Genomic DNA, 24,632 nt, shown 5'->3' with positions numbered 1-24,632 from the left:
CTATCGCCACAGTTTTGCCGGATAAACGCCCTTGTCGATCAAGTCGGCGATGGCCGCTCGCGCGGGAGGGCGGTCTTCGGGGTAGGTCAGGCCGAACCAGGTTTCGGTGGTCGGCAGGACCGCTGCGCGGGCTTTGCCGGCGGCGATCAGGTCGGCCACGACTGAGGGAAGGTAGTACTCGGCCTTGGGTTTGTCGGTGTTGGCGGCCACGAAGTTGGCGAAGCCCGCTTGCACGTGATCGAGGAACGAGGGGGTGAAGCCCCACATGTTCATCGAGACGATGCTGTCGGCGGCGAGAGGGACCCACTCGTCGCCCTGGGCGTACTTGACGGCGCGGTCGAAGCGTTTGATGCGGGTTCGTTCGGTCACGTCGGCCAGTGTCCCGTCGGCGTTGACGCGGCAGACGCCGCGCGAAACTTCGCCGTGGGCGCTGAGGGTTTTGTCCAGCACGAAGCCGACCATCGAGTAATCGCCCACGCCGGCGGCGGAGTCGGCGGCGGCTTTGAGATGGTCGGCCAGCGCGCGATAGCTGGCCGGACCGTAGAAGTCGTCGGCGTTGATGACGGCGAAGGGCCCGTCGACCAACTCGCGGCAGCACAGCACTGCGTGGGCGGTGCCCCAGGGTTTCTGCCGCGCAGCCGCGGCGGCCTCAAATCCCTTTGGCAGAAAGCTCGTTAGCTGCTGGTAGGCGTACCGCGTGCGCAGGTGGCGGGCGGTCTCGTCGCCGATGGCGGCACGAAACGCCTGCTCCATCTCCGGGCGGATGACGAAGATCACGCTCTCGAAGCCTGACCTCGCGGCGTCGTAGATCGAATAGGCGATCGTCGGTTCCCCGCCCGGTCCGAGCCCTTCGAGTTGCTTGAGCCCGCCATAGCGGCTGCCCATCCCCGCGGCCATCACTACCAGCGTCGGTCCGTTCATGCAGTTCCTTTCTGACAAACGAGATGTGAAATGGTAGCATCATGTCCGGCCATTGTCGATTGGTGGGCCAGTTGGCCGGCACAGTGTATAATGAAGCAGTTGCGGAGCGCAAGTATGGCTACCCGAACATTTACGATGCTGACTCACCGCGAAGACGACATGTGGGTGTCCTTGTGTCCGGAACTGGATGTGGCCAGCCAGGGCGGGTCTGTCGAGGAAGCACAGGCGAATCTTAGAGAAGCAGTCGGTCTGTTTCTGGAAACGGCCAGCCCTGAGGAAATTCAGCAACGGCTCGACCGGGATGTGCATCTAGACCGCCTGGAGGTCACCATTGGGTAGGCTGGGGGTCTTCTCCGGCAGAGACGTTATTCGCATCTTGCAGGCCAATGGTTTTGTCGAGGTCCGCAGACGGGGCAGCCACGTTGCCATGCAGAAGAAGCTACCCGAAGGTTCCGTCACCGTCCCAGTGCCCGATCACGGCGAACTCAAGTTGGGGACATTGCGCGCGATCATCCGCCAGAGCGGCTTGGCGCGCGAGCTGTTCGAAAAATAGACGATTGCCGGAGAATGAATATGCAAGAGCTGCTTTCGGTTGTCAGAGCGGGCTTTGTCTTCATATTGCTCATGCTCTGGCCCGGCTGCGCGCCACAGTCGTTCAGGGCGGTGGAAGATTCGCGGGCAGGGGCGGCGCTGAACAATCGCGTCTCGGTGGTGTATTCGCGGTACTACCAGATCGACATGGGCGGGTTCGAGAAGCTCCACCCCTTCGACATCCACAAGTACGCCCGCATCTATCTCAAGCTGGTCACCGAGGGGCAGATCAAGCCCCAGGACGTCTTCGTGCCCGAGGCGGTCCGCGACGACCAGGTCAGGCTGGTGCAGTCGCAGGCATTCCTCGACAGCTTGGCCGATCCGGCAACTGTCGCCAGATATCTTGAGGCGCCGGTGGTGGGGCTGGTGCCGGCGGGCTTGATCGAGGCCGGAATCGTCCGCAGCTTCCGCACGGCCACGGGCGGCACGATCCTGGCGGCCCGCCAGGCGCTGCGTCACGGCATCGCCATCAACCTCGCCGGCGGGTATCACCACGCCATGCCTGACCACGGCGAGGGGTTCAATGTTTTTGCCGACATGCCGATCGCCATCGCCGTGCTGAAGAAGGAGCGACTGGTCCGGCGCGTGCTGGTGGTGGACGTTGACGTGCACCAAGGAAATGGCACCATCGTCTGCACGCGCGGCGATAAAGACGTGTTCATCCTCGACCTGCACGAAGGCGACATCTATCCCATCCCCAAGCAGCGCGGACCCATGGATATACCTCTGCCCGCCGGCGCCGGCGACAAGGAAGTGCTTTCGGCCCTGAGACACTGCCTGCCCCTGGCCTTCGAGCGCGCCAAGCCGGACATCGTCTTCCTCCAGGGCGGATGCGACATGCTGGCCGGCGACCCGCTGGCGCGCCTGCAGATGACCAGCGGCGGCATCGTCCAGCGCGATGCGATGGTGATCGATGAATGCGTCCGCCGCGGCGTTCCGGTGGTGATGGTGCTTGGCGGGGGCTACAGCCGCGGCGCGTGGGCGGCCCAGTACGCAAGCGTCTCGCGCACGATCGGCAAGTACGGCTTAGCCAACCCCGAGACGCGCTCACAACGCCGGGAGCGAACGCTGTCAGAGAAGTTGTACACCAAGTAGCAGATCCGGCAGGTGGATCTCACGCCTGGGCAAATTGGAGGCCGACGGAGATGTAGCCTTTGTCGAGCAGGGTGGTGCGGTCGATCCGGATGACGGTGCAGTCGACGCAGCGCTGGTCGAGTTCTTCCAGGTCGCCTTCGACTTTGGGCAGGTCCAGGCGGATGGGTTGTCCGGCTTTGAGTGGGGCGGCGGCGGGGACGTAGACCTGCAGCCCGCCGCGCGAGATGTCGACGCACCGGGCGGGGAAGCGCCGCTGCGAAGGGGCGTGGACAAAGCTCACCCCCGCGGCCAGCGGGTATCGCCGGTGAACGCGCCTCTCTGGCGTAGCCATTTCTACCATCCGGGCAGTTCCTTTACTCGCGACACACGCCCTCCAATATCACTATCGGATCGGGCGCGCGATGCATTATACTCAAAGCCCCGACAACAGAAGACCCTTTTGGCGATTATGACTCCACAACCGGAACAAGGACGTTTCAGGACCGCCTGCCCGCCTGCGTCTTCTGCGCCAGTAGTTCACCGCAGAGATCCCAGAGGCCGCAGAGGAGGAGAACCGGTGACGGGACATTTGCAGTCATCCCGCCATCCAATCGTCCAACCATCCTCCCGCACCCGCTTCTCATCCTTTTTATTCTCTGCGTCCTCTGCGACCTCTGCGGTGAACTTCCTTCTTCTGCTCTCCGTGCTCTCTGTGGCGACTGCCGCCATGGCTCAGCAGCCCCAGCCGGCGGCGGTGCAGCAGCGGGTTGAGGCGATGGTCAACGATTATCTCCGCGCCCACGGCGGACGCGCCGGCGTATCGATCGTGCAGCTTCCCAACCAGCCTCTGGCGGCGCTGGCCGCCGATGAAACGTTCATCCCCGCCAGCAACCAAAAGTTGCTGACGTGCGGAGCGGCTTTGGCACGGCTGGGCAGTACCTACCAGTTCACCACGCGCGTCTACCTGCTGGCCGACGCCAGCGTGCTCGTCGCCGGCGACTTCGATCCGACCCTCGGCGACGCCGACGTGGAATCTTCCCTCGGCCTGGGGCGCTACGACGAGTTGGACCGCTGGGCCGCGGCCGTCAAAACCGCCCTTGGCGGCGCGGCGATCAAGCGGGTGCTGATCGAGGACAATCCCGACGACAGCACGTACACGCCGCCGGACTGGTCCGAGCCCAATGCCCGGGCGGCCTACGTGGCGCCGGCCTGTCGGCTGAACTATAACAACAACTGCCTGGACGTGACCTTCGTGCTGCGTTCGGGGCAGGTCACGCCGCGGATATTCCCGTACAGCCGGTTCTATCGCGTGATCGACCAGACGCGCCCCGGTCGCACCGCCACCTGGTCGCTGACGGGCAACGCCGACGATTCGATCCTGACGCTCAAGGGGTCGGTCGTGGCGTCGGCGTCGACCCGCGGCGGCGTCAGCGTCGCGGTCAAATCCCCCCCGCTGCTGCTGGGCCGCGCGCTGGCCCAGCGCCTCGTGCTGGCCGGCTTGACGTTCGATCCGCAGACTCCGGACCCCGTCGCCATCGTGCCCGCCCAGGCGCCCGGGTCGGCCGACCTGACCGGGGCCAAACTCGTAGCCGTCACGCGCCGCCCGCTGGGGCTGGCGATGGCGCGAGCGGGCAAAGACAGCCTGAACATGGCGGCGGAATGTCTCCTGCTGCGCAGCGGCGACGGAACCTGGGAAGGCAGCGCGCGAATCGCCGTCGAGACGCTGGTAAAGACGTTTGGCCTGGACCCGGCGAAGTTGGCGATTCGTGACGGCTCAGGACTTTCGCGCGGCAACCGGGTTTCGCCGGCAGGAATGACCACGATGCTGACCGCCCTGGCGGCCCGCCCCGACGCCGCCAGCGTGCTCGGGAGCATGTCGGTCGCCGGCGCCGACGGAACGTTGGGCAAGCGGATGACCGCCCTCGACCAGCGCGTCCTGGGCAAGACCGGATACATTCATGGCGTCTGCTGCCTCAGCGGATACGTGCTGGACCGCTCAGGCAAGCCGCAGATCGCCTTTGCGATGTTCGCCAATGGGTTCAAAGGACGCGCCCAGAACTTCAAGGATGTGCAGGACAACATCTGCCGCCTGCTGGTGGAAACGCTCGACGCCTCCGCCCCGCCGCAGCCCCCGCGGCAATGAACCGCCCTATCGCTTGTTGAGCAGCTCCTCGGCTTCCTTGGCCGCGTCGGTTCCGGGATGCTTGTCAATGATCTCTTCGAGCAGCTTGACGGCCTTGGCCCTCATGTCGTTGGCCAGGAATAGCTTGGCCCGCTTCAACTGCGCGACCACCGCCGCGTCGGGCGCGCCGTCGGGCACGGCAGCCGCTTTGCCCTCGCCCTCGCCGGCGGGCGGAACAGCCGCGGGCGGTTCGGCGGCGGGGGGCTGTGCGTCTGGGGTCTGGGCGATCATCTTGCCATTGACGGCCGGGGGCTTCCACTCCAGCACCGGGTCGCGTTTGCCCGCCTGCTCGATGGCCTTGGTCGCGATCTCGATATCTCGCTGGGCTTTCTTGATGCGCTGTTGGCGTTGGATATTGAGCGCCTTGACGCGGTTGCGTTCCTGATCGACGCGCGCGGCTTCGCTGCGGGCCTGGCGCATGCGGTCTTCGTACAGGCGGCGGGAGGAGAGCTGTTGCTCGGGCGTCAGTTGGGAGTACCCGCTGGCGCTGATCACCCGCTGCAGATCCTGCTGGGCCTGGCGGAAGTTCGAGTCACACGTGTTCCACTGCGTCTGCAACTGCCCCCAGCGCGCTTCGAGCTGCGACCCTTCCGAGTTGGCGCGGTTGAGGGCGTCCTGGTACTCCGGCAGCTTATCCTGCAGCGCTTTGGCCGCGTTGGCGCGGTTGTCGAAAGCGGCGGTGGCGGCCGCGGCGGCCTGCTCGTAACCGTCTTTGGACTTCATCTGCTCGGACACCTCGCCCACCAGCGCCGCGCCGTCATTGGGAACCCCCGCCTTCTCGTCGCTGCGCGCAACCCACACCGACAGCGTCGCAATGTTATGGATCAGCCCCGAGTTGTCCGGGTCGCCCTTGGCCGCCCGAACCAGGTGCGGCAGCGCCTCGCCGATCTTGTGACGCGACGCCAGGTTGTACCCGATCACGCCGGCCGCCAGCGCGTTATCCTGCTGGTTGTCCAGTTTCCTGAGCTGTTCTGCCGCCGGAACCGCCACGCGCGCCTGACCGAGTTCCAGCAGCTTGCTGATATACGCCTGGTAGACCTGTGGGTTCTTCCTGTCGGCATCGAGAGCGGCCAGGTAGGCCTTGCCGGCCTCGCTCATGTTCGACGCCCGCTGGATGGCCGCGACGGCGTCGCCGCCGCCGGGTTGTCCCATCGCCGCCGCCCCGCTCGAAAGAACCACCACCCATACGACCAACCGGAAAAAATGAGGATACATCATGGCCGTGCTCCGCTCAGGCCCGCGGACGGGTCGGCTTTAACACGCCGCCCCGGGCGGTGCCTGAAGATGTCAAGAACATCAATCTCTTATATCGTATCAGCAGCGGCTGTGATTTCCAGTTGAATCAATCGCTCGCCGTGGCGCCGCGGCGCACGAAATCGCTCGTTTTCGTGTCCGCGGCGGTATAATGCCTGAACCGTAAAGGAGCCCGAAATGAGCGCGCGAATCATGATCGTCCTGGCGGCAGCAACCGTTGCGGCGATGCTGGGTGGCGGATGCCACACGGCCTATCAGTGCCCGATCCTGCAGCCGATGACGGGCGGGAACATTCCGGCGCCGCTTCCGCCGCAGCCCAACGACGCCACCGACATGGGCTCCGGCGCGCCGCAGCGGGCATACGTCGGCGGCGTGGCCGTGGGCCCCTGGCCCGAGGGCGATGCGTACAAGGTAACCGGTTACCGCGACGGTATCCGCTTCTACATCGTGCAGTACGCCGACAAGATCTATCGCGGCGGCGACATCACATCCGAGGCCGGTATCGCCGCCCTGAAGGAGCTGGGCATCAAGACGATCATCTCCATCACGCCCAGCGATCGGGAGCGCGAACTGGCCGCGGCAGGCGCAATGACGCTTGTGGAGATTCCCTTCGGCGCCATGGACATGTCAGCCGACCATCTGTCGCAGTTCATGTCGGCGGTAGACAAGAGCCCCAAGCCGATCTACGTACACGACTTTGACGGCACGCTGCGGGCCGGAGCGCTGATGGCGCACTACCGCATCCATAAAGACAAGTGGTCGTACGATCGGGCCATGCACGAATGGCACCGCCTGGACGTCAACGTCTGGGACTACGGCCAACTGGTCAGCGTGATTAAGGAAAACAGTGGTCAGTAATCAGTAATCAGTAATCGGTGATCGGTGATCGGTGATCGATCGGTGGAATCGGTAAAGCGGCCGTTCTGCTTCTGCTGGTTACTGATTACGTTTCACTGATTACTGTTTTTCCCCCCTGCCTGGTTACTGATTACATTTCACTGATCACTGTTTTCCCTTACGCATCGGCCTGCCCGTGCCAGTTCAGGGCGCTGGAGATCATCAGGACGTGCGAAACCTCTTCTTCGATAATCGCATCGACGCGTTTCTGCGCAGCGCCGCGGGGGAGCATCTTGCGCATCCCCTGGAAGAACTTCACGCTGTCCTGCTCGAAGGCCAGGGCGCGGCGGAGCATCTCGGCGCTGCTTTGTGAAGCCGCCACCTCGCCCAGCGTCTCTTCGAGACCTCGGGCCAGCATCCCCACCTCGGCCGAGATCGGCCCCGCGGCCGCTTCTATGCGGGCGGGCAGGGTCTCCTTGCCCAGCCGCAGGCCCGAGAAGATGTCTTCATGCACCTGTTCGAGCGCAGCGAGCTCCGACAAGAGCTGCCGCGTGCGCCGGTCGCCGACGGCCTTGGCCGCACGAGCGTAAAAATTGCACGCGGCCTTCTCGATCTGTTCGGCCAAGGCGATGACGTCATTGGCTGTCAACTCGATGCCCATGATGCAACTCCCGTCCTCCCCGCCCGTATGATAGTCGCCGCGAAAGACCTTGCCGAACTTTTCCCGCCAATCCGTTGCGGGTCGCCCTGCCACCCCAGAAGGTCCCGACCCTATCACTCAGTGGTCCCTAACCCGGATATTTCACCGCGGAGATCGCAGAGACCGCAGAGGCGTCTTGAATTAAAAGACCTACAGAAACTTCACGGAGTGGGCCTCATGGACAGTCTGTTTTCCAGATTAGCGCCGCTTACGACGTTAGATGGTCTTGTTTTGAGCCAATTTCTTCTCTGCGTACTTTGCGATCTCTGCGGTTCATGCAGTTTTCGGGCTAAGCCTCCTCCGGGGTCAATTCTCGCTCTTCGATTTTTTGGCGGCCGCTTGGGCTTTGGCGACCATGGGGCGGTAGAGGCTGTCGACGATATTGCGGATGTACTGCTCGCTCGACAAGCCGTCGGTGGCGTCCTGGGGGAAGGGCGAGAGCGTCTGAAAATATTCGGCCAGTTCAGTAAAGACCTGCAGGCGGTTTTCGGCGTGGAGAGTTTCGCGGCGGAGCATGGCCTGGGCCGCCAGGCGCGCTTCGTCGGCTGAGACCTTGTGGCGCAGGCGTGCTTCGAGAACCGGCCAGGCGCGGAAGGAGTTGAACTTGTCGTCGGCCAGCACGACGCTGAGGTCCGGTTCGTACGTGCGCGGGGAGGCGACCACGACGGTTCCTGCCGCCAGGTCGCCCAGGCGCTGAGCGTGGCGGGTCAGGAGCATCGACAGGCCGCCGACGAGGTACAGCAGCGGCAGCGAGTCGACCGGTCGCAGCAGGTTGCGGATCAGCGCCTGGCTGAAGGTCAGGGGCATGGCCTGGTTGTCCATCACGCGCAGACCCAGGGCCTTCTTGCCCAGCGTGCGTCCGCCCCAGCGCCATTCGAGCACCGTGGCGTACCCGATGCCCACCAGGAAGACCAGCACCGCGTACAGGGCCTGCACCAGCCCGCCCAGCAGCGGCGTCAGCGGGCCCAGCAGCATCGCCAGGCCGATGAACAGCACCACCTGGACGAACAGGTCGACGATCCACGCGAGCATGCGCGCCACCGGGCCGGCCAGTGGATACGAGAACGCATACCCTTCGGGCGTGCGGATGACCAGCGTGTTGGTGCGGCGGCTAGACATCGCCGGCCCCCGCGGCGCTGCGCCCGGAAAAGCCCAGCAGCAGCACCAGGGCGCTCAACTCCAGGCACCCGAAGGTGATCTTCGCCCAGTACGGCAGCACCGGCCAGTGGTACTGCGAGATGAAGGCCTCGATGAGTCCGGCCCAGACGAGCATGATTGCCACGCCGATGATCAGCGTGACCAGGTCCGGCGCGATGCTCTTGAGCCGCGCCGAGAGGCGGTGACGGTCGCCCCAGCCGATGACGGCGCGGCCGAGCACCAGGCCCGCCTGTCCGGCCAGAAAGATCGCCGGCAGTTCGATCGACCCGTGAGGCAGCAGCCAGCCGACCAGGAACGTCCCCTGCCCGGCGCGGAAGTAGTCCAGCGTCACCGAGCCCAGGACCAAGCCGTTGTAGAACAGCATCAGGATCGTCCCGACGCCCCAGGTGATCCCCAGCGCCATCGTGTTGATCGACACGCGCGTGTTGTGCGTCATGTACATGCCGGCCGCTTCGCTCTTGTGCCCGCCGAAGGGGTTCTGCACCTTCTGCTCTTCGTCTTTGACCCGGTCGCGCGGGTCGCCACGCAGATGGGCAAAGGGAAGGATTGTCGGCTTGCCTTGGGTGTCGATGGCCGTCAGCAGCGCCCCGATCAGCGCCGCGCCCAGCGAGACCGCCAGCGACAACCAGAACGCATTGATGTGTTTGCGGAACGTCTGCGGGAAGGTGTTGAGGAACCAGAACAGCGGCCGCACGCGCCGGCGCGGGGCGGCGGTGGCGTGGATCACCGCGTACGCGCGGGCTACCAGCGCCTCGAGGTATGATCGAAGCTGCGGTTCGGCGCAGAATGTGTCCAGGCGCGCCAAATCGGCCGAGGCGCGCTCGTAGAGGTAGTGCAAGCGCCGCACCTGCTCGATCTGTGCGGCGAGCCGGTCCAGTGGCACAGCCTTTCCAGGCTGTGACTCCACAGGTTCTGAGCTCACAGGCTGGAAAGCCTGTGCCACGCGCACCAGCCGCCAGGCCGGGTCGGTCTCGAGCATGCCCAGCATCGACTCGAGCTGCTGCCAGTACGGCTGTTCGGCGTCCACGAATTGTCGCAAGTCGATAATCACAGGAGCTGCCTCTGCTTGACGGCGACGTATTGCGAGATCAGTTGGGCGCTGAGGGTTTCGTTGTTGAGCTGGTGGAAGTTGATCCCGCGGCGGCGCAGCGTCCACTCCAGCTCGCGCAGGCGCCGCCACTGCAGGTGCCCGCCCAGGCCGGCGTAGATCTCCTCGACGCTGGCGGCTTCGCGCTCGAACAGCGGCGCCACGTCGGGGTTCTTCAGCGAGCTGACCAGCACCAGGTGCTGGCGGGAAACGACCTGCACGTGATGGGCGAACTGCTCGGCGATGATCGGGTCGTCGAGGTTGGTCAGGATGATCAGCAGCGCCCGGCGGCGCAGGCGGGTGCGGACAAACGAGAACAGCTCGCCGAAATCCGGCGTCACGGCGCTGGGCTGGACATTCAGCAGCGTGTCGCGACAGGCGCGGAAATGCCCGCGACCGCCCCGGGCGCTCAGGAAGCGGTCCACCTGCGTCGTGAACGTCAGCAGGCCCAGCAGGTCGCCCTGGCGCTGGGCGGCCATCGCCAGCACCAGCGAGGCCGTCACGAACCGCTCGAGCATGTTCGTCGTGCCGCCCAGGTCCTCCAGGCCGTCGCCCCGCGGAACCCCGGGCACCGCGATGGCCCGCCCGCTGAGGCGCGACGAGTCGATCAGCACGTACACTTCCTGTGTGCGCTCGATCTGGTAGATCTTGGTGACGGGGCGCCCGCGCTTGGCGGTGGCCTTCCAGTGAATGTCGGCGTAGCTGTCGCCGGGAATGTACGCGCGGAGTTTCTCGAAGTCGCGTCCCTGGCCGATCTGGCGCTGGGCGTGAATGCCGTAGCCGCCGCGGTTGAGGAAAAGGGCCGCCACGCTGCGGCGCTCGGCGCCCAGGTTGGGGTACACGCTGACCTCGACGCGGACGGGCAAAGCCTTGCGCATCGCCCACAGGCCCAGCGGCGAGGGCGTCTCGACCCAGCAGGTCTCGAGGATGAACCGCCCGCGCCGGGCAGGGCGGCAGTCCCAGACGGCGTAGGCGCTGCTGGGGCCTGCGGGCTGGGGCTTGAGTCTGAACGCGATGTCGGCCTGCGGGCACGAGATCTCCGGCGGCAGCGCCAGGACCGCCCGCAGGCGCAGGGCCCGCCCGCGCCGGTCGATCACCGCCAGCTCAATCTTGCCCTCGGCGTCGCGCGTCAGGCGCGCGCCGCGCGGGGCGCTGACGGTCAGGCCGGCAAAGATGCCGATCCCCGCGGCGGCGTCGCCGGCGGCGATCACCATCACGATCGCCACGATGACGATCACCGCCGTCGCCATCGCCGGCGACAGCGCCGCCGCCACCGTCAGCGGGACGGCGGTCAATGCGACCAGCCAGATCAGTCGGTTCTGCGGGGCCATCAGCGCGGTACCGTGAGTCCTTGAAGAATCCGCGAGATCACTTCCTCGACGGTCAGCCCTTCGATCTCGTACTCGGGGCGCAGGATCAGGCGGTGCTGCAGGGCAGGGCCGGCCATGTCCCGCACGTCATCGGGGGTGACGAAGTCGCGCCCGACGATGGCCGCGCGGGCGCGGGCGGCTGCCAGCAGCGCCTGCGTTCCGCGCGGGCCGGCGCCCACCAGCACGCTCTCGTGCTCGCGCGTCCCGCGCACGACGTCGACGACGTACGCCAGCAGGTCGTCCTTGACGGTGATGGTCTGCAGGCAGCGGCGAAACGCCTTCAGGTGGCTGCCCTGGATGACGGCCGCCACGCCGCCGGCGTCCAGAACTGTCTCGGGCGAGTCGGGCCCGAGCATCCGCCGCGCCAAAGCCAGTTCCTCCGCCCGTGCGGGGCAGTCCATCATGATCTTGAGCATGAAGCGGTCTTTCTGGGCCTCGGGCAGCGGGTAGGTGCCTTCGTACTCGATGGGGTTCTGCGTGGCGAAGACGGTGAAGTTGTCGCCCAGTTCGTGCGTCTGGCGGTCGATGGTGACGCGGCGCTCCTGCATGGCCTGCAGCAGGGCGGCCTGCGTCTTGGCCGGGGCGCGGTTGATCTCGTCGGCCAGCAGAAAGCTGGTGAAGACCGGCCCCTTGACCAGCGTGAACTGGTGATTCTGGAAGTCGAAGACGTTGGTGCCGGTGATGTCGGTGGGCATCAGGTCGGGCGTGAACTGGATGCGTCCGAACTCGCAGCCGAGCACGCGCGCCAGGCACCGCACCAGCAGCGTCTTGGCCACGCCCGGTACGCCCTCGACCAGCGCGTGGTTGCCGCTGAAGATTACGATCAGCGCGTGGTCGATCACCTGCTGCTGCCCGATGATGACCTTGCCCACCTCGGCGCGGGCGGCGGCCAGTACGTCCAGCAACTCTTTCACGGACACGTCCATAAAGTCACTTCCTCTCTGCCAGAATCCGGCACATAGTTTTGTAGGCGTTGACGAGTGTGCGATCGTCGGCGCCGGCTGCCGCCGCCGCGGCGCGCAACTGCGCCGCCCGGGCGTCGGACGCCTCGCCCGCCGAGACCGTTGAGGCGGCCTTGGTCGGGCGCGACCATTCGCGAACGCACATCGTCAACAGGTCGCGCCGACCGATGGCGCGGCGCAACAGGCTCACCAGGGCGCTGATGGAGTCGCGGCCGGCGACGGCCCCGGTGTCGATGGCGCCCTCGGGGCGCGTCACCGGGCCCAGGTGCGACAGGCTCCGCCACAGATAAAGCCCCGCCACCACCGCCAGCGCCGCCAGGGCGGTCTGGAGATTGTGACGGCGCATCAACGCCATCACCGTCAGGTCCGACTGGATCCCCAGGTGCGTCTCGTCGAAAATCACCGACCGCGCCGAGGCGCCGATCAGCCACGCCAGCAGCCGCGGATTGCGGCGGTGGCGCAAGCCCTCGTTGCTGAGAAAAAAACTGTCGCTGCACAGCACCAGCCAGCCGCGACCCATGGGACGCTCGATGATCGCCGCGCCGGCATCGGTGCGATAAATCACCTTCCAGAGCGGGTCCTTGGGCTCCAGGTGCAGCCCGCCCAACCAGCTCACGCTCTCTTCGGTGCCCAGCGCGGCGATGCGGCGGGCCTCTCGGCTAGCCACGCCGTGCCGCGTGTCCTTGCGGCCGCGCAGTTCCGCTTGCGGGGCGGTGGCGACGCCGACGGCGAATCCCCATCGCGGGCCCAGCTCGACGTCTGACGGTTCGTCGTCCTTGGGCTCGGCGGGGGCGGTTGTGCTTTTGTCGGAGGCGGGGCGGCTCTTGCTGCGAGCGGGGCGCGAGGTGGGGCGGTGGTCCCAATCGAAGTCCGACCACGCGTCGCGGTGATGCACCAGGGCAATCACCAGCCGCCCGCCGGCGTTGACAAAACGTTCGAGCCTTTCGACGGCGGCGGCGTCCTGCCAGCGGTCGAACCGGTTGCCGGCCTCGCCGGCGAGGATCATCATCTGGCCTTGGCCGCCGGAGAACCGCTCCAGGGCGTCGAGGTTGCGTTCGACCGACAGGCCCGGCAGGCTCGCGAGGCTGTCGTAGAGCGCCTTGGTGCCCATCGGGTCGGCGCGGTAGGAGGAGTAGGGCGGGTACACGTCGCCGCGACCGAGGCGCCCCAGGAGCAGGTCGAGCATGGCCGCGGCGAACCCCACGGCTCCCAGCAGCACCGCCACGCGCAGGACGCGATCAAGCTTCGACATGCGAGCGCATCCTTTCCTGGTTGGCGGTGAAGGTGCCCAGCATGGTCTCGCTGACGTCGTGGAGGCCGTACCAGGTGTACTCGAAGAGGTCGACGTTTTCGCCGAAGGCGCCCAGCAGTTCGCCGGCCACGTGCTCGCGGCGCTGCAATTCGCGGCGATAGTCCTGGTTGCTCTTGAACTTTTGAATTCGGATCAGCCCGCGCTGGGCGAGCTGCTTGAGGCTGGCCAGGTACATCGCCCGCAGCGCCAGGCGCAGTTCTCCGCGGGCCAGCAGCTCGGCGGCCATCGACATCCACCCGTCTTCGCTGAGGGCGTCGGCGGTGACGGTCTCGTCGGCCACGTCCGGGGCCGCCTCGCTGGCGGCGGCGGGCGCTTCGGCGTCGTCATCATCTTTCTTCCGCCGCGCCCGGATCAACTTGACGGCCAGAACGATAACGGCCACGGCGACCACGCCGATGGCCCCGTAGAGCAGCAGCTTGAGAGCCGCTTCGCCGCCGCTGAGGTCCATCCCGCCGCCACCGCCCCCGCTATTGTCCTCGCTTTGGCGGGCGGGCGAATGCCTGCCCTCACGCGATGGCGGGTCCTGCCCAAGCTCGCGCAGCCACTGGCGAAAATCCTCCCACAACTTGCGCACAACCTGGAAGAACCCATCGGTCTTCCGGGTCAACCAGTCGAAGAACGAGGCCGCATCGCTCTTGTCGGCTTTGTTTTCATTGGGGCTGCGCCAGTCGTATTCGCTGCGCTGGAGGGTCTTGTCGATGCTCTGATCGAGCTGATCGGCCCGCGAGGCGGTCCCGTTGTGTGGCATGGGGGTCTCGCCCATGCTTGGGCCGGCGGCCAGCCCGATCGTAAAAACCACCGCGACCACCACCAGCGCGGCGCTGCGGCGGCGCAGGGCCTGGCGGCGAACCTGGGCCAGCAGGTCCTGCCCGGTGAATCGCGCCTGGCCGTAAAAGCACCGCAGCACGTACAGAGCTTTGACGAGCGGATCGACGCACAGGAACGTCAGTGCCGCGGCGATGGCGAAGAACGTCGTGTTCAGCAGCGACCCGACGCTGAGCGTCAGCGATGTCTCCCATCCGGTGAGCATCCGCAGCAGGTACGGCAACATCGCCAGGGTGATGCAGACGTTGATGAAGACCACGCATGTCATCAGCGACAGGATCAGCAGCGTCGCGGCGTGCGTTGAGAAGCTGAAAAATACCGCCCGCCACGCCTGGCGCAGCACCGCCGCGGCTGACTGCCCCGCCCCCGCCAGCGCCAGCAGGTTCTGGCAGTACGCGTACAGCCACGCCAGCAGCCCCCAGGCCGCGACCGACCACGGCAGCACCACCAGCATGACGAATGCGGCCGTAACGTTGTTCTCGCCGGCGATCATCATCAGCGGGATGGCGGGCAGGAGCAACTGCAGCGGTTGAACGATCGCGTGGAGAACCGCCGTCCGGGCAGCGGCGCGGAAGTTGAACGCCGCGGGCGCCCCTTGCGGTGCGGCTGGCGATTGCCCGCCGTTATGCACCGCGACCATCAGGCGCCGGCAGAACGCCCCCTGCCAGAGTTTCATCCACAGGTACAGCAGCGCCAGCCCCAGGGCCATGGGGGTGCATCGCTGGGCGGCGCTGTTGGCGTAGAGCATGTCCGACCAGAAATACAGCAGCGCCGCGATGAAGGGCAGGGCTCCGGCGTAGTACCGCCCCAGCGTCGCCGGCGAGGCCACTCGCAGCAGGTGGATGGACTCTTCGACCATCTGCAGCGCCGTGGGGGCCGATCGCGCGCGGCGCTTCTGCGGCGAAACCGCCGCCCGCGAAGACGCGCTATGCGATGCGATACTCATGCACAAACCGCCGCTTCAGCCGCCGTGGAACGTGTCGGGCAGCCTCTGCAGGACGGCGCCCAGGTAGTGAAAGAACATCCATGCGATCAGCAGGCTCATCATCGCCAGCAGCGTTGCAGCCGCCCCGGCCAACAGCCCGCTGCCCCGCCGCGGCGGGTTCATCATGGCCGCCAGGCAGGCGGCGCAGATCACGCGCCCGTCGTGTTCGGTCACGCACTCGCGGCAGAAAAACCGCCGGCACTGCGGGCAGCGCGCCGCCGCCTCGCGCGAGGCGTGGTGGAAGCAGCGCTGATGAGTCAAGACAGTCATGGCGTTGTCAGCCCCGGCGAGGCGGCCTGCTGATGGCTCTGGATCAGCGGCCCCATCGTGCGAAGAAACGTGCGCGCCTGGCGCATTCGCCCCAGCGCGCCCAACACCCTCGATTGTACGGCGGTGTGGACCCTGCAGCAACACGTCGCCCCGGCAGCGATATTGTATGCCAGCGCCAGCATGAACAGGGCCGGCGGAATCACCAGGATCAGCCGCGCCCAGCGGTCGTTGGCGACGAAGGGCCAAGGCAGCAGCACCAGGGCCAGAACCGCAAAGACGACGCTGCGCCACGTGCCCATGGAGGTCTGGTGGACCGTGACGGCGCGGATGTCTTTGAAGAAGAAACGCCGGTATTCTTCGACAAAAGGCCAATACAACGCGCATGTCACCGACAGCAGGTGGTCGTCGCCCTGCAGCAGTCGGCTGCGCCCCATGCGGGCGGACCCCGGCGCGCGTCTGTAGCCTTTTTCCATGGTCATGACCCCGCGAGAACGTAGAAGTACCAGGTCCAGCAGAAGATCTGCACGGCCCCCAGCACCAGCGCCAGAAGGCGCCGCGCGCCGCTGCCGCCGAGCATGCTCGGCGGGCGCCGCCAGAAGATGAAGCATAGCACCACCGCGGCAGGAGCGCCCAGCAGCGAAGGAAACACCCCCAGCGCCAGCGGGAGGATCGCCACGCTCAGGCAGATCTTGTCGTAGAGCACCCGCGAGTTCTGCAGGTCCACCATGCCCTGGGCCGGCTGGTCCAGGCACTGCGGGCAGTAATGATGCTGCCCCACCCGCACGTCGCAGAGGTCGCACAGGAACCGCCCGCACCGGTCACAGGGAACCGACGCCTGCTTATTGGGATGATAGAAACAACTTGCCTGGTCCTCGCCCAGCAGTGTGCGTCCGCTGCGGCCGGCCTCGTGCGGGCGCTGCGCGGCAGGGAACACCCATGCCATCTGCGCCGTGCCGCAGGATGGGCAGCGGGTGGCGTCGGAGCGATTGCACGCCTCCGCCGGCAGCGGCGAGTAGCACTTGCCGCAGCGAACGACGCTCTCGGGAGCGATGTGTGATCCCAGGCTCATGGATGGCTTGCCGCGGCAACCACAAAGGCGATGACGATCCCGATCACGGCCACCAAACTCAGACCCAGGCCGATCCAACCGCAGATCTTGCCCGCTTTGGCCAGGCCCGCCGACGAGGCCGAAACGCCGCCAGCCTCGATCTGGCGCTGGGCCATGCTCGAGAAGACCACCGCCAGGATCCCGCAGATGACTCCGGGCAGACCGTAGCAGAGGCACGTCGGGATCGCCAGAATCCCCAGCACCAGCGAGGCGACGGCGTACCCGCTGTTGCGCTCGCCCATCGCCCAGGGACCCTGTACCGGCGGCGCCACGGGGGCGCCTTCCTGCACCTGCTGAATAAACGCCGGTTTGCACGTGGCGCAGATCCACCGCCCCTGGTACTGGATCATGTCGTCGCTCGAGCAGTACAGCCCGCACCGGCTGCAAAGCTGCTGGCGCGGCGGTTCTGCCGACGACTGGGCAGCCGATTCGGACGCCTGCAGGGCGCTCCACGTCTGCCAGTTGGCCATGCCCTGGCGCCATACCAGCGTGTTGACGGTAATGGTGCCGTTGTCGACCAGCGACTGAAAGGTCTCCTGCGACACAGGCCCGCTCTGCACGCCGCCGTTAGCGTAGTACCAGTCCACCCGTAATTCCTTTCACACAGGCCCAGAGAGGATAGCAGCCCACAAACGTAGAGCAACGTGGGGCGGCTGTCAATGGGCGCGGCAGCCAATGTCGTGAAACCGGGATAGCCCAAAGCCGCCGGCTTGGAGTACAGTAGCATGATGCCCCGACCGAGGATTACGTTTATTCTTGGCTGCACCGCCAGCGGCAAGGGATCGCTGGGGCGCCAGCTCGCGCGCCGGACGGGGGCGCACATCATCAGCGTCGACTCGATGAAAGTCTACCGCCGCATGGATATCGGTACGGCCAAACCTTCGGCCGCCGTGCGGGCGGAGATCCCGCACCACTGCATCGACCTGGTCGAACCCAGCGAGGGCTTCTCGGTCGCGCAGTACCTCGCTCATGCCGATGCGGCCGTGGCGCAGATCGCCGCCGCGGACCGGCCGATTCTCGCCGTAGGCGGCACGAGCCTGTATATCAAGGCCCTGTCGGAGGGGCTTTTCGAGGGCGCTTCGGCCGACGCGGCGGTGCGGGAGCAACTGCTGGCCCGCGCCTCGGCAGAGGGGTTGGCGGCCTTGCACGCCGAGCTGGCGGCGGCGGACCCGGAGGCGGCGCGGCGCATTCATCCCAACGACCAGCGTCGCATCGTGCGGGCGCTGGAAGTTTTTCGCGTGACGGGCAAGCCCATCAGCGCCCATCAGGAACAGTGGGACGCCCCCGGCGCGGCGGGGCGGTACGACTGCACGTTCATCGGTCTGCGGCGCGACAAGGCCGACCAGGCCCGCCGGATCAACCTGCGGGCAAAACTCATGATCGAAGCGGGCCTGCGCGACGAGGTCGCCGCGTTGCTCGCCGAACCGCCCGGCCTGAGCATGCAAGCCGCCCAGGCCGTCGGATACGCCGAAATGATCGAGCACCTCCAAGGGCGCTGCACCCTCGAAGAGGCGGCCGAACAGATCAAGATCAACACCCGCCGCCTGGCCAAGAAACAGCGAACCTGGCACCGCCGCTGGGCCGCCGTCCAATGGCTCGACGCCGCACCCGACGAAACGCCCGAGCATCTGGCCGAGCGGGTGTTGGTGATTGCGGATAACGGATTTCAGATTTCGGATTAGATGGCAGAGAACGATATGCCAACGCGGTTCTCGATAAACGCACCTTCGCGCCGCGCAAGTAGCGGTTAAGATTCATCGCCATGCAAACGCTCACGGAAATCCGGGCGATGCTCGACGAGGCGGGACTGGCGCCCAATCGCAAGTTCGGTCAGAACTTCCTGATCGATCAGAACCTCATGCGCCTCCTGCTGGAACTGGCCGACGTGCCGCCCGGAGCGACCGTGCTCGAGGTGGGGCCCGGAACCGGCGCGCTGACCGAAGAACTCGCCGCCCGCGCCGCGGCCGTCGTGGCCGTCGAAATCGACGCCGGACTTTACCGGATGCTCTGGCCGCGCCTGGCGCGGTTGGGCAACGTCACGCTGCTGCATGCCGACGCCCTGTCGGGCAAGCACCAGATCAATCCCGCGATCATGCAACGCCTCGGCGGCGCAGCGCACCTGGTGGCCAATCTGCCGTACAACATTGCCACGCCGCTGGTGGCGCAGTGCCTGATCGAGTCTTGGCACGCGATGCGCCGTAGCACGGGCGTCTCACCGCTGGTCTTGAAGGATGGGGACGACGGGGAGCATGGGCGGGGCGACCATGCCACCGGGAGCATGGGCGAGACGCCCATGCCACAAGAGGGGGAGCATGGGCGAGACGCCCATGCGACTCATGGGCAAGATGCCCATGCTACGGTGTTCGAGCGGTTGACGTTTACCGTGCAGCGGGAGGTGGCCGAGCGGTTCACGGCCGCCGTCGGTTCCAGCGAGTATGGGCCCGTCAGCATCCTCGTGGCGCTGCTGGGGCGATGCATGCTGGGGCCGGTCCTGCCGCCGACGGCATTTTGGCCGGCGCCGAACGTGTACAGCCGCATGATGCGGATCGACGTTGACGCCGCGGGGGGCGCCGCAGTCGCCAACCTGGACCTGCTGCAGGATTTGCTCTCGACGCTTTTTGGCCATCGCCGAAAACAGATCGGGACCATCCTGCGCAAGAGCGGGATGAATCTCGCTGCGCTCGAAGCGGCCGGCGCCCGGGCGGCGGACCGTCCGCAGGACCTCTCGCCGCAACAGGTGCTGGCGATGGCGAATGCCCTTGCGTCGGGGCCTCCTGCGACGTAATATTCAGGGTACCTCCCGAACATGAGCAGCACACCACAAAACAATACTCCGCGGCCGACGATCAAGGGCAAGGCGTTTTTTGACCGCGCCGACCAGGTCGCCGAAACCGGCAACTGGGACTTCGCCCTGGAGATGTACCTCGAAGGCATCCGGCGCGAACCGGCCAACGTCGAACGCGGGCATGAGCCGCTGCGCCTGACGGCGGTGAAGCGCAAGGCCGCCGGCGGCAAGGCCGCGGGCATGATGGACCAGCTCAAGCACCGTCCGGTGAAGGACCCGCTCGAGACGCTCATCAACGCCGAGTGGCTGCTGGGCAAAGACCCCGGCTCGATGGTCTACATGGAGCAGGTGCTCAAGGCCGCGCAGGCGATGTCGCTCAACGACGTGGTGCGCTGGATGTGCAACATCATGCTCGTGGCGATGCGCCAGGTTGACAAGCCCAGCAAGCGCACGCTGATACAACTGGGCAAGGCCCTGAAGGAACTGGGCGATTACGGTACGGCCCTGCAGGCACTGGACCACGCCAAGCGGATCGATCCTGCCGACGGCGAGATCGCCAAGCTGCTCTCGGACACCGCCGGCGAGTTTGCCATCCGGCAAGGCAAGTTCGTGGAAGACGGACACAAATTCACCGATACCGTGGCCGATATGGCCGAGCAGACGCGCCTGGCGCAGGACGACTCGATGGTCAAGGACCGCGCGTTCCTGCTCCAGCAGATCGAGCGGGCCAAGACCGAGTACCACCAGGCGCCCACCGTGCCGGGCAAGGTCAATGCCGTCGTCGACGCGCTGCTGAAGATCGAAGACGAAGAACATGAGAACCAGGCCGTCGACATCCTCACGCAGGCCCACCACCAGATCGGCGCCTACCAGTTCAAGCTGCGCATCGGCGAGGTGCGCATCAAGCAGATGACCCGCCGCTGGCGCGAACTGATGGCCAAGGGCGACAAGGAAGGCGCCGCCGCCCAGCTCAAACGCCAACTGGCCTTCGAACTCGAGGAATACGCCGAGCGCGCCACCAACTATCCCACCGATCTGGACATCAAGTTCGAACTGGGCCGACGCCAGTTCCTCGCCGGGCGCTACGACGAGGCCATCGGGTCCTTCCAGCAGGCCCAGCGCAACCCGCGCCGCCGCCTGGGAGCCCTGAGCCAACTCGGCCAGGCGTTCCACCGCAAAGGCATGCTCCGAGAAGCCGCCGAGACCTACGCCAAGGCTCTGGAAGGCGACGTCAGCGAAGACAAGAGCAAGGAACTGCGGTTCAACCTCGGAAACGTTCTGGTCGACATGGGCAGCTTCAAGGAAGCGGAAGACCAGTTCTCGCAGGTAGCCCAGCTCGACTACAACTACCGCGACGTGCGCCAGCGCCTCGACAACGTGCGAAAGAAACTCGGAACGGAATAAACGATTGGAGCCGCTGAGGACGCCGAGGTCGCAGGAAGAAGCGTATTTTTGCTTGTGTCCGGCGACCGGTGCTGTATAATCCCCGATCTTCGAACGGTTAACTGAAACGTGCGGGCCTGCGGGCCCGGGAGTATGACGTGGCCAACAGACCCTCATCAAAGAAACGCATCCGACAGAACGTCAAGCAGAACATGCGCAACCGCTGGCGCAAGAACCAGATCAAGGACTCCGTCCGCCAGCTCGAAGCCTCGATCGACGCGGGCAAGGCCGACCAGGCCGCCGCTGACCTCAAGGTCGTCTACAAGCGCCTCGACAAAATCGCCGCCAAGGGCACCATCCACAAAAATACCGCCGCCCGACGCAAGAGCCGTCTGGCCAAGCAAGTCGCCGCGGCCGCCAAGAAGTAAAAAACGAATTCCGCAATAGCAGATCCTCGATCCTCGGCTCGCCCCGAGGATCGAGGTTTTTTTTGGAGTGCCTGCGACACGCGCTGTGGACCCAGGCGGTTACCGCTTGGCGAGTTCCTCGTACACCTCGTTGTAATAGATCACCGCGTCTACCGGCGTGTTCGGGGGGATGTGGTTGCCCACGGCCATGAAGAAGCCCGGGCATTTCTTGCCGATGGCCATGCAGCGCTCGACTTCGGCGCGGATGGCTTTCTTGTCGTTGTGCAGCAGGATCCGCGTGTCGGCGTTGCCGATGAAGTAATGCGTGCGGCCGTACTTCTCGGCGATGTACGCCATGTCGGTCATGGGCTCGAGCACAAAGCCGTCCACGCCGGCGTCGACCAGGTCGTCGATGAACTCGGTGTAGTTGCCGTCGGCGGTGAAGGTGATCTTCTTGCCGCTGTCTTTGAGCGGGGCGAAGTACTTCTTGAAGTTGGGGAAGACGTACTTGCGATACCAGTCGGGGTGGATGAACGCCCCGGCCGTCCAGACCATGTCGTCGTGGATCATCACAACCGGCGCGTCGGCCTCGGCCAGGGCGTTGAAGCACCGCTGCATCCAGCGGCAGTAGCGATTGGTCATCTCGCCAAAGGCCTGCGGGTCGGTCCCTGCCGCCAGCAGCAGCATGTCCCACCCGAAGATCGCGATCAGCCCGGAGATGCACGTGGTGTAGATGCCGGTCGAGGGCACGCCGTCCATCGCCGGGTTCTTGCGCGTGTTCTGCCAGCTATCAGTGAAGTTTTTGACCAGCTCAGCGTGGTTGGGCGCGGTGAACATGCTCTCGGGGTCCAGCGCCAACGCCTCCTCGGGCGTCTTGAACGGACAGCCGCCGATGGAGCGGTAATCCACACCGCCGGCCGCGTAGACCGCGTGGCCCATGTCGGTCTGCCACTTGCCGAAGTACTGCCCGCCGATGATGGTGCCCCAATAGAAGTCGAAGTTCCACTTGCGCCAGAGTTCCTGGGCCGCGGCCCACTTGACCTCGCCGGGCGAGTCGATGGTGATGGTCTTGCCCGTCAGCGCCGAGAGATACTCCCAGTGCCCTTCGAGCGAATATTCCGTCCGCGGCACGCGTCGAGGCATCTCCAGATGCACCGCCGCCCATCCGTCTTTGAACGACATAGCAGGCTCCTTCTGTCAGGAGGTGAAAGTTTGCCCGAAATGAGGGGCGAAACAAAAGGAAATTCCTTTGTCAGGTTTCATCCGCGATGCCTGAGGAATTGAGCTTATGGAAAGGCCAGTTGTCATATGGCACCGCGAAATCCCATCGCTGCGGGGGCAACCGGTGTTTGGGAGGGTTGCCATCAATATAGGCGATGCACGTCCGCATCTGCTGAATGCTGTCCTTATAGAGGGTGAAGGCGTCGGCGCTCCAGATGGGGTGCTCGTGGGGACAAAGTTCTCGCGTGCGCAGCAGTTCTCGAGAAAGTGTTCGCAGTCGATGCAGGGTGACTTGGGGCGTCTGGCGGTGGCGGCGGATGAGCAGATGGACGTGATTGGGGAGGATGGCGCAGGCGTAGCAGGTGAGGCGATCTTCCTGAACAACCTGCGCGATCGCTTGGGCGATGGCAGCGCGGTGAGGTTGCTCAAACCAGAGGATCGGATGCTCCAGTTGCTCTTTCGCAGCTTTGTGGAACGCCCGCAACTGCTCGCGCGTGGGTTGTATCGCTTTGCGACCGAAATGAATTTCGCCCAGAGGAGCGAGCTTCACTTCGCGCAGTTCCCTTGAGAGACTCCCGCGCGGGTCGTTGGGTAACCAGTGTCCGTACCCGGTCATGATGATGTGCGAGGCGATGACCATGCGCGGATTACATAGAAAAAGACGCCAACCCGCAAGCGGGAAGACAGGCGATCATTCCAGCTTGCTGGTTGGCGTCTTCATGATGGAACGCGATTCTCAGCTACCCAGATATTCGCCAATCGCGTTGGCGATGGTCTTGAAGGTCCAGGCGCGTTTGGCGTCGTCGCATTCCAGCAGCGTCACGCGGAACCCGTCGCGCTTGCAGTAGAAGCCCGTCAGGGGCACCACGCAGATGCCCGTGGCGCCCAGCAGGTAGTAGACGAAGCGGGCGTCGTTGGCGGCCCCGGCGACCTGCTGCTCGACCATCTGGCGGATCTGCGGGTTCTCGATCGCCAGCCTCTGGCGGTTGTTGAGCGCACCCTTCTCGAAGAGCACCGTCATGTAGAACGCCCCGCTGGGCATGTTCACATGCACGCCTGGGGTGTCTCGAAAGATCGCCGCCGCCTCGCGGGCGCGGGCCTCGAAGATGCCCGCCCGCCGGGCCAGGTGGGCCTTGTAGCGGCCGTTGCCCATCACCGGCGGAATCGAAAGCTGCGGGGCGGTCGTCGAGCAGACCTCCAGGCGTTTGCTGGCCAGCAGCGAGTTGACATACGTGCGGAACATCGGGTCGCGCGACCCGTTGAGCACCTCGATCCACCCGCAGCGCGAGCCCGGCCAGGGATATTCCTTGCTGATGCCCCGCATGACGATCCCGCAGACATCGCCGATGACCTCGGACAGGTGCAGGGTCCTGTGCCCGTTGTAGACGATGTGCGTGTAGATCTCGTCGCAGATCAGGAACAGGTCGAACTCGCGGGCGATGGCGACCATCCCCTCGAGCATCTCGCGGGGGTAGACGGCCCCGGTGGGATTGTCGGGGTTGATCAGCAGAATCGCCGCGATCGAGTCGTTGTACTTGCACTTGAGGCGCAGGTCGTCCAGGTCGGGCATCCAGCCGTTGTAGGGGTCCAGCTCGTACGTCAGGTGCTCGTAGCCGCTGTGGGCGCCCTCGGCGGAGGAGTGCGTGCTGTAAGCCGGCGTAGGCCCGATGACGCGGGCCTCGCGGCGCAGGAAACCGTAGACTTTGGCCACCGCGTCGCCGATGCCGTTGAAGAAGATGATGTCGTCGGGCGTGACCCTGGCGCCGCCGCGGAGGTTGACCTCGGCGGCCAGGAACTCGCGCGTCGCCGGGACGCCGGCGGTGTCGCAGTACGCCCACGAGGCGTCCTGGTCGACGATGTCGTGCAGGATCTGGCGGATCCAGGGCTCGATCTTCTCGCCCTTATGCACCGGGTCGCCGATGTTCTCCCAGGTCAGATCCACGCCCAGGTTCTGGAAGCGGTTGCCGATCTGGACGATCTCGCGAATCGCATACGCCAGGGACCCCGCGCCGCCATGTACGATATTTCTACGCATGTCTGTAACTCCACCGGCCCAAGGGCCGCTGATCGCCATTGTCCCTTTTTTGCACGGCGGCGTAAATCTTTTCTGCGCGGTATGGGTCCTGGGTTCGGAATTCAAATCCGCCGCGGCGACCTCCGCGGGTTGATCTATCGGCAGCGGTGAAATATCCGGATAAGC

The 24,632-nt window shown here is 65.6% G+C and carries 26 protein-coding genes; 9 read left to right on the top strand and 17 right to left on the bottom strand.

Annotated features, from left to right (window positions below):
• Nucleotides 1–921: an NTP transferase domain-containing protein gene (locus ABFD92_00940; GenBank protein ID MEN6503078.1), complete on the bottom strand. Its 921-nt coding sequence runs from the start codon at nucleotides 919–921 to the stop codon at nucleotides 1–3.
• A 114-nt stretch (nucleotides 922–1,035) separates the two neighbouring features.
• Between ABFD92_00940 and ABFD92_00935 the strand changes: the two genes are divergently transcribed.
• Genes ABFD92_00935 through ABFD92_00925 form a run of 3 tightly spaced genes read left to right on the top strand, consistent with a single transcriptional unit; the run spans nucleotide 1,036 to nucleotide 2,607 of the window.
• A complete protein-coding gene (locus ABFD92_00935) occupies nucleotides 1,036–1,260 on the top strand; it encodes a type II toxin-antitoxin system HicB family antitoxin (protein ID MEN6503077.1) in 225 nt (74 codons plus the stop codon).
• Complete coding sequence (locus ABFD92_00930; protein MEN6503076.1) at nucleotides 1,253–1,474, top strand: type II toxin-antitoxin system HicA family toxin; 222 nt, start codon at nucleotides 1,253–1,255, stop codon at nucleotides 1,472–1,474. The genes ABFD92_00935 and ABFD92_00930 overlap by 8 nt, the downstream gene beginning before the upstream one ends.
• Before the next feature lie 14 nt (nucleotides 1,475–1,488).
• The gene (locus ABFD92_00925) at nucleotides 1,489–2,607 is read left to right on the top strand and encodes a histone deacetylase (GenBank protein ID MEN6503075.1); all 1,119 of its coding nucleotides are present in this window, start codon (nucleotides 1,489–1,491) and stop codon (nucleotides 2,605–2,607) included.
• Nucleotides 2,608–2,626: 19 nt separating this feature from the next.
• Here ABFD92_00925 and ABFD92_00920 read toward each other — a convergent pair whose 3' ends face one another.
• A complete protein-coding gene (locus tag ABFD92_00920) occupies nucleotides 2,627–2,938 on the bottom strand; it encodes a PilZ domain-containing protein (protein MEN6503074.1) in 312 nt (103 codons plus the stop codon).
• Between the two features lie 375 nt (nucleotides 2,939–3,313).
• On the opposite strand from ABFD92_00920, the gene dacB reads away from it, so the two are divergent.
• Nucleotides 3,314–4,729: a D-alanyl-D-alanine carboxypeptidase/D-alanyl-D-alanine-endopeptidase gene (dacB, locus tag ABFD92_00915; protein ID MEN6503073.1), complete on the top strand. Its 1,416-nt coding sequence runs from the start codon at nucleotides 3,314–3,316 to the stop codon at nucleotides 4,727–4,729.
• A 6-nt stretch (nucleotides 4,730–4,735) separates the two neighbouring features.
• Here the strand turns inward: dacB and ABFD92_00910 are convergent, their stop codons facing one another.
• Complete coding sequence (locus ABFD92_00910) at nucleotides 4,736–5,986, bottom strand: hypothetical protein (protein MEN6503072.1); 1,251 nt, start codon at nucleotides 5,984–5,986, stop codon at nucleotides 4,736–4,738.
• Nucleotides 5,987–6,199: 213 nt separating this feature from the next.
• Between ABFD92_00910 and ABFD92_00905 the strand changes: the two genes are divergently transcribed.
• The gene (locus tag ABFD92_00905; GenBank protein ID MEN6503071.1) at nucleotides 6,200–6,880 is read left to right on the top strand and encodes a hypothetical protein; all 681 of its coding nucleotides are present in this window, start codon (nucleotides 6,200–6,202) and stop codon (nucleotides 6,878–6,880) included.
• A gap of 157 nt (nucleotides 6,881–7,037) precedes the next feature.
• On the opposite strand, the gene ABFD92_00900 is transcribed toward ABFD92_00905, so the two are convergent.
• From ABFD92_00900 to ABFD92_00850, 11 genes are all read right to left on the bottom strand, one after another.
• Nucleotides 7,038–7,613, bottom strand: coding sequence for a ferritin family protein (locus ABFD92_00900; protein ID MEN6503070.1), 576 nt, complete (start codon nucleotides 7,611–7,613; stop codon nucleotides 7,038–7,040).
• 252 nt (nucleotides 7,614–7,865) lie between these two features.
• Entirely contained in the window at nucleotides 7,866–8,678 is an 813-nt protein-coding gene (locus ABFD92_00895) for an RDD family protein (protein MEN6503069.1), read from the bottom strand.
• On the bottom strand, nucleotides 8,671–9,756 hold the full coding sequence (locus tag ABFD92_00890) for a stage II sporulation protein M (GenBank protein ID MEN6503068.1): 1,086 nt from the start codon (nucleotides 9,754–9,756) through the stop codon (nucleotides 8,671–8,673). The genes ABFD92_00895 and ABFD92_00890 overlap by 8 nt, the downstream gene beginning before the upstream one ends.
• A gap of 8 nt (nucleotides 9,757–9,764) precedes the next feature.
• Complete coding sequence (locus tag ABFD92_00885; protein MEN6503067.1) at nucleotides 9,765–11,135, bottom strand: DUF58 domain-containing protein; 1,371 nt, start codon at nucleotides 11,133–11,135, stop codon at nucleotides 9,765–9,767.
• Entirely contained in the window at nucleotides 11,135–12,100 is a 966-nt protein-coding gene (locus ABFD92_00880; protein ID MEN6503066.1) for a MoxR family ATPase, read from the bottom strand. The genes ABFD92_00885 and ABFD92_00880 overlap by 1 nt, the downstream gene beginning before the upstream one ends.
• 4 nt (nucleotides 12,101–12,104) lie before the next feature.
• The gene (locus tag ABFD92_00875) at nucleotides 12,105–13,388 is read right to left on the bottom strand and encodes a DUF4350 domain-containing protein (protein MEN6503065.1); all 1,284 of its coding nucleotides are present in this window, start codon (nucleotides 13,386–13,388) and stop codon (nucleotides 12,105–12,107) included.
• The gene (locus ABFD92_00870) at nucleotides 13,375–15,219 is read right to left on the bottom strand and encodes a hypothetical protein (protein MEN6503064.1); all 1,845 of its coding nucleotides are present in this window, start codon (nucleotides 15,217–15,219) and stop codon (nucleotides 13,375–13,377) included. The genes ABFD92_00875 and ABFD92_00870 overlap by 14 nt, the downstream gene beginning before the upstream one ends.
• 15 nt (nucleotides 15,220–15,234) lie before the next feature.
• Nucleotides 15,235–15,528, bottom strand: a complete 294-nt coding sequence (locus tag ABFD92_00865) for a rhomboid family protein (GenBank protein MEN6503063.1) — start codon at nucleotides 15,526–15,528, stop codon at nucleotides 15,235–15,237.
• Nucleotides 15,525–16,001, bottom strand: a complete 477-nt coding sequence (locus ABFD92_00860; protein ID MEN6503062.1) for a hypothetical protein — start codon at nucleotides 15,999–16,001, stop codon at nucleotides 15,525–15,527. The genes ABFD92_00865 and ABFD92_00860 overlap by 4 nt, the downstream gene beginning before the upstream one ends.
• 2 nt (nucleotides 16,002–16,003) lie before the next feature.
• Nucleotides 16,004–16,597 carry a hypothetical protein gene (locus ABFD92_00855; GenBank protein MEN6503061.1) on the bottom strand — a complete coding sequence of 198 codons (594 nt, stop codon included), beginning with the start codon at nucleotides 16,595–16,597 and terminating at the stop codon, nucleotides 16,004–16,006.
• Entirely contained in the window at nucleotides 16,594–17,223 is a 630-nt protein-coding gene (locus tag ABFD92_00850) for a GYF domain-containing protein (GenBank protein ID MEN6503060.1), read from the bottom strand. The genes ABFD92_00855 and ABFD92_00850 overlap by 4 nt, the downstream gene beginning before the upstream one ends.
• 138 nt (nucleotides 17,224–17,361) lie before the next feature.
• On the opposite strand from ABFD92_00850, the gene miaA reads away from it, so the two are divergent.
• The 4 genes from miaA to rpsT all read left to right on the top strand — a co-directional run bounded on the left by miaA (nucleotide 17,362) and on the right by rpsT (nucleotide 21,232).
• Nucleotides 17,362–18,318 carry a tRNA (adenosine(37)-N6)-dimethylallyltransferase MiaA gene (miaA, locus tag ABFD92_00845; protein MEN6503059.1) on the top strand — a complete coding sequence of 319 codons (957 nt, stop codon included), beginning with the start codon at nucleotides 17,362–17,364 and terminating at the stop codon, nucleotides 18,316–18,318.
• Between the two features lie 80 nt (nucleotides 18,319–18,398).
• Nucleotides 18,399–19,421, top strand: a complete 1,023-nt coding sequence (locus tag ABFD92_00840) for an rRNA adenine dimethyltransferase family protein (GenBank protein ID MEN6503058.1) — start codon at nucleotides 18,399–18,401, stop codon at nucleotides 19,419–19,421.
• Between the two features lie 21 nt (nucleotides 19,422–19,442).
• The gene (locus tag ABFD92_00835; GenBank protein MEN6503057.1) at nucleotides 19,443–20,825 is read left to right on the top strand and encodes a hypothetical protein; all 1,383 of its coding nucleotides are present in this window, start codon (nucleotides 19,443–19,445) and stop codon (nucleotides 20,823–20,825) included.
• Nucleotides 20,826–20,962: 137 nt separating this feature from the next.
• Nucleotides 20,963–21,232, top strand: coding sequence for a 30S ribosomal protein S20 (rpsT, locus tag ABFD92_00830; GenBank protein MEN6503056.1), 270 nt, complete (start codon nucleotides 20,963–20,965; stop codon nucleotides 21,230–21,232).
• Nucleotides 21,233–21,331: 99 nt separating this feature from the next.
• Here rpsT and ABFD92_00825 read toward each other — a convergent pair whose 3' ends face one another.
• The 3 genes from ABFD92_00825 to ABFD92_00815 all read right to left on the bottom strand — a co-directional run bounded on the left by ABFD92_00825 (nucleotide 21,332) and on the right by ABFD92_00815 (nucleotide 24,467).
• Nucleotides 21,332–22,393 (bottom strand): uroporphyrinogen decarboxylase family protein, encoded by a 1,062-nt coding sequence (locus ABFD92_00825; GenBank protein MEN6503055.1) that lies wholly within the window; start codon nucleotides 22,391–22,393, stop codon nucleotides 21,332–21,334.
• Nucleotides 22,394–22,463: 70 nt separating this feature from the next.
• Nucleotides 22,464–23,072, bottom strand: a complete 609-nt coding sequence (locus ABFD92_00820) for a hypothetical protein (GenBank protein ID MEN6503054.1) — start codon at nucleotides 23,070–23,072, stop codon at nucleotides 22,464–22,466.
• Between the two features lie 96 nt (nucleotides 23,073–23,168).
• Nucleotides 23,169–24,467, bottom strand: coding sequence for a pyridoxal phosphate-dependent aminotransferase (locus ABFD92_00815; protein MEN6503053.1), 1,299 nt, complete (start codon nucleotides 24,465–24,467; stop codon nucleotides 23,169–23,171).
• Between the last annotated feature and the right edge of the window lie 165 nt (nucleotides 24,468–24,632).

Source organism: Planctomycetaceae bacterium (genome assembly GCA_039680605.1).
Taxonomy (GTDB): Bacteria; Planctomycetota; Phycisphaerae; order SM23-33; family SM23-33; genus JAJFUU01.
The sequence above is the reverse complement of the archived record's forward strand: the minus strand, read 5'-3'. Positions and strand labels throughout refer to the sequence as shown.

Bases quoted from the DNA above. Each gene is read 5' to 3' on its own strand.
- ABFD92_00865 (MEN6503063.1), bottom strand. From the start codon at position 15,528: ATGACTGTCTTGACTCATCAGCGCTGCTTCCACCACGCCTCGCGCGAG.
- ABFD92_00825 (MEN6503055.1), bottom strand. From the start codon at position 22,393: ATGTCGTTCAAAGACGGATGGGCGGCGGTGCATCTGGAGATGCCTCGA.
- miaA (MEN6503059.1), top strand. From the start codon at position 17,362: ATGATGCCCCGACCGAGGATTACGTTTATTCTTGGCTGCACCGCCAGC.
- ABFD92_00885 (MEN6503067.1), bottom strand. From the start codon at position 11,135: ATGGCCCCGCAGAACCGACTGATCTGGCTGGTCGCATTGACCGCCGTC.
- dacB (MEN6503073.1), top strand. From the start codon at position 3,314: ATGGCTCAGCAGCCCCAGCCGGCGGCGGTGCAGCAGCGGGTTGAGGCG.
- ABFD92_00875 (MEN6503065.1), bottom strand. From the start codon at position 13,388: ATGTCGAAGCTTGATCGCGTCCTGCGCGTGGCGGTGCTGCTGGGAGCC.
- ABFD92_00835 (MEN6503057.1), top strand. From the start codon at position 19,443: ATGAGCAGCACACCACAAAACAATACTCCGCGGCCGACGATCAAGGGC.
- ABFD92_00880 (MEN6503066.1), bottom strand. From the start codon at position 12,100: ATGGACGTGTCCGTGAAAGAGTTGCTGGACGTACTGGCCGCCGCCCGC.
- ABFD92_00820 (MEN6503054.1), bottom strand. From the start codon at position 23,072: ATGGTCATCGCCTCGCACATCATCATGACCGGGTACGGACACTGGTTA.
- ABFD92_00895 (MEN6503069.1), bottom strand. From the start codon at position 8,678: ATGTCTAGCCGCCGCACCAACACGCTGGTCATCCGCACGCCCGAAGGG.
- ABFD92_00910 (MEN6503072.1), bottom strand. From the start codon at position 5,986: ATGATGTATCCTCATTTTTTCCGGTTGGTCGTATGGGTGGTGGTTCTT.
- ABFD92_00840 (MEN6503058.1), top strand. From the start codon at position 18,399: ATGCAAACGCTCACGGAAATCCGGGCGATGCTCGACGAGGCGGGACTG.
- ABFD92_00870 (MEN6503064.1), bottom strand. From the start codon at position 15,219: ATGAGTATCGCATCGCATAGCGCGTCTTCGCGGGCGGCGGTTTCGCCG.
- ABFD92_00905 (MEN6503071.1), top strand. From the start codon at position 6,200: ATGAGCGCGCGAATCATGATCGTCCTGGCGGCAGCAACCGTTGCGGCG.
- ABFD92_00855 (MEN6503061.1), bottom strand. From the start codon at position 16,597: ATGAGCCTGGGATCACACATCGCTCCCGAGAGCGTCGTTCGCTGCGGC.
- ABFD92_00815 (MEN6503053.1), bottom strand. From the start codon at position 24,467: ATGCGTAGAAATATCGTACATGGCGGCGCGGGGTCCCTGGCGTATGCG.
- ABFD92_00935 (MEN6503077.1), top strand. From the start codon at position 1,036: ATGGCTACCCGAACATTTACGATGCTGACTCACCGCGAAGACGACATG.
- ABFD92_00920 (MEN6503074.1), bottom strand. From the start codon at position 2,938: ATGGCTACGCCAGAGAGGCGCGTTCACCGGCGATACCCGCTGGCCGCG.
- ABFD92_00940 (MEN6503078.1), bottom strand. From the start codon at position 921: ATGAACGGACCGACGCTGGTAGTGATGGCCGCGGGGATGGGCAGCCGC.
- ABFD92_00860 (MEN6503062.1), bottom strand. From the start codon at position 16,001: ATGGAAAAAGGCTACAGACGCGCGCCGGGGTCCGCCCGCATGGGGCGC.
- ABFD92_00925 (MEN6503075.1), top strand. From the start codon at position 1,489: ATGAATATGCAAGAGCTGCTTTCGGTTGTCAGAGCGGGCTTTGTCTTC.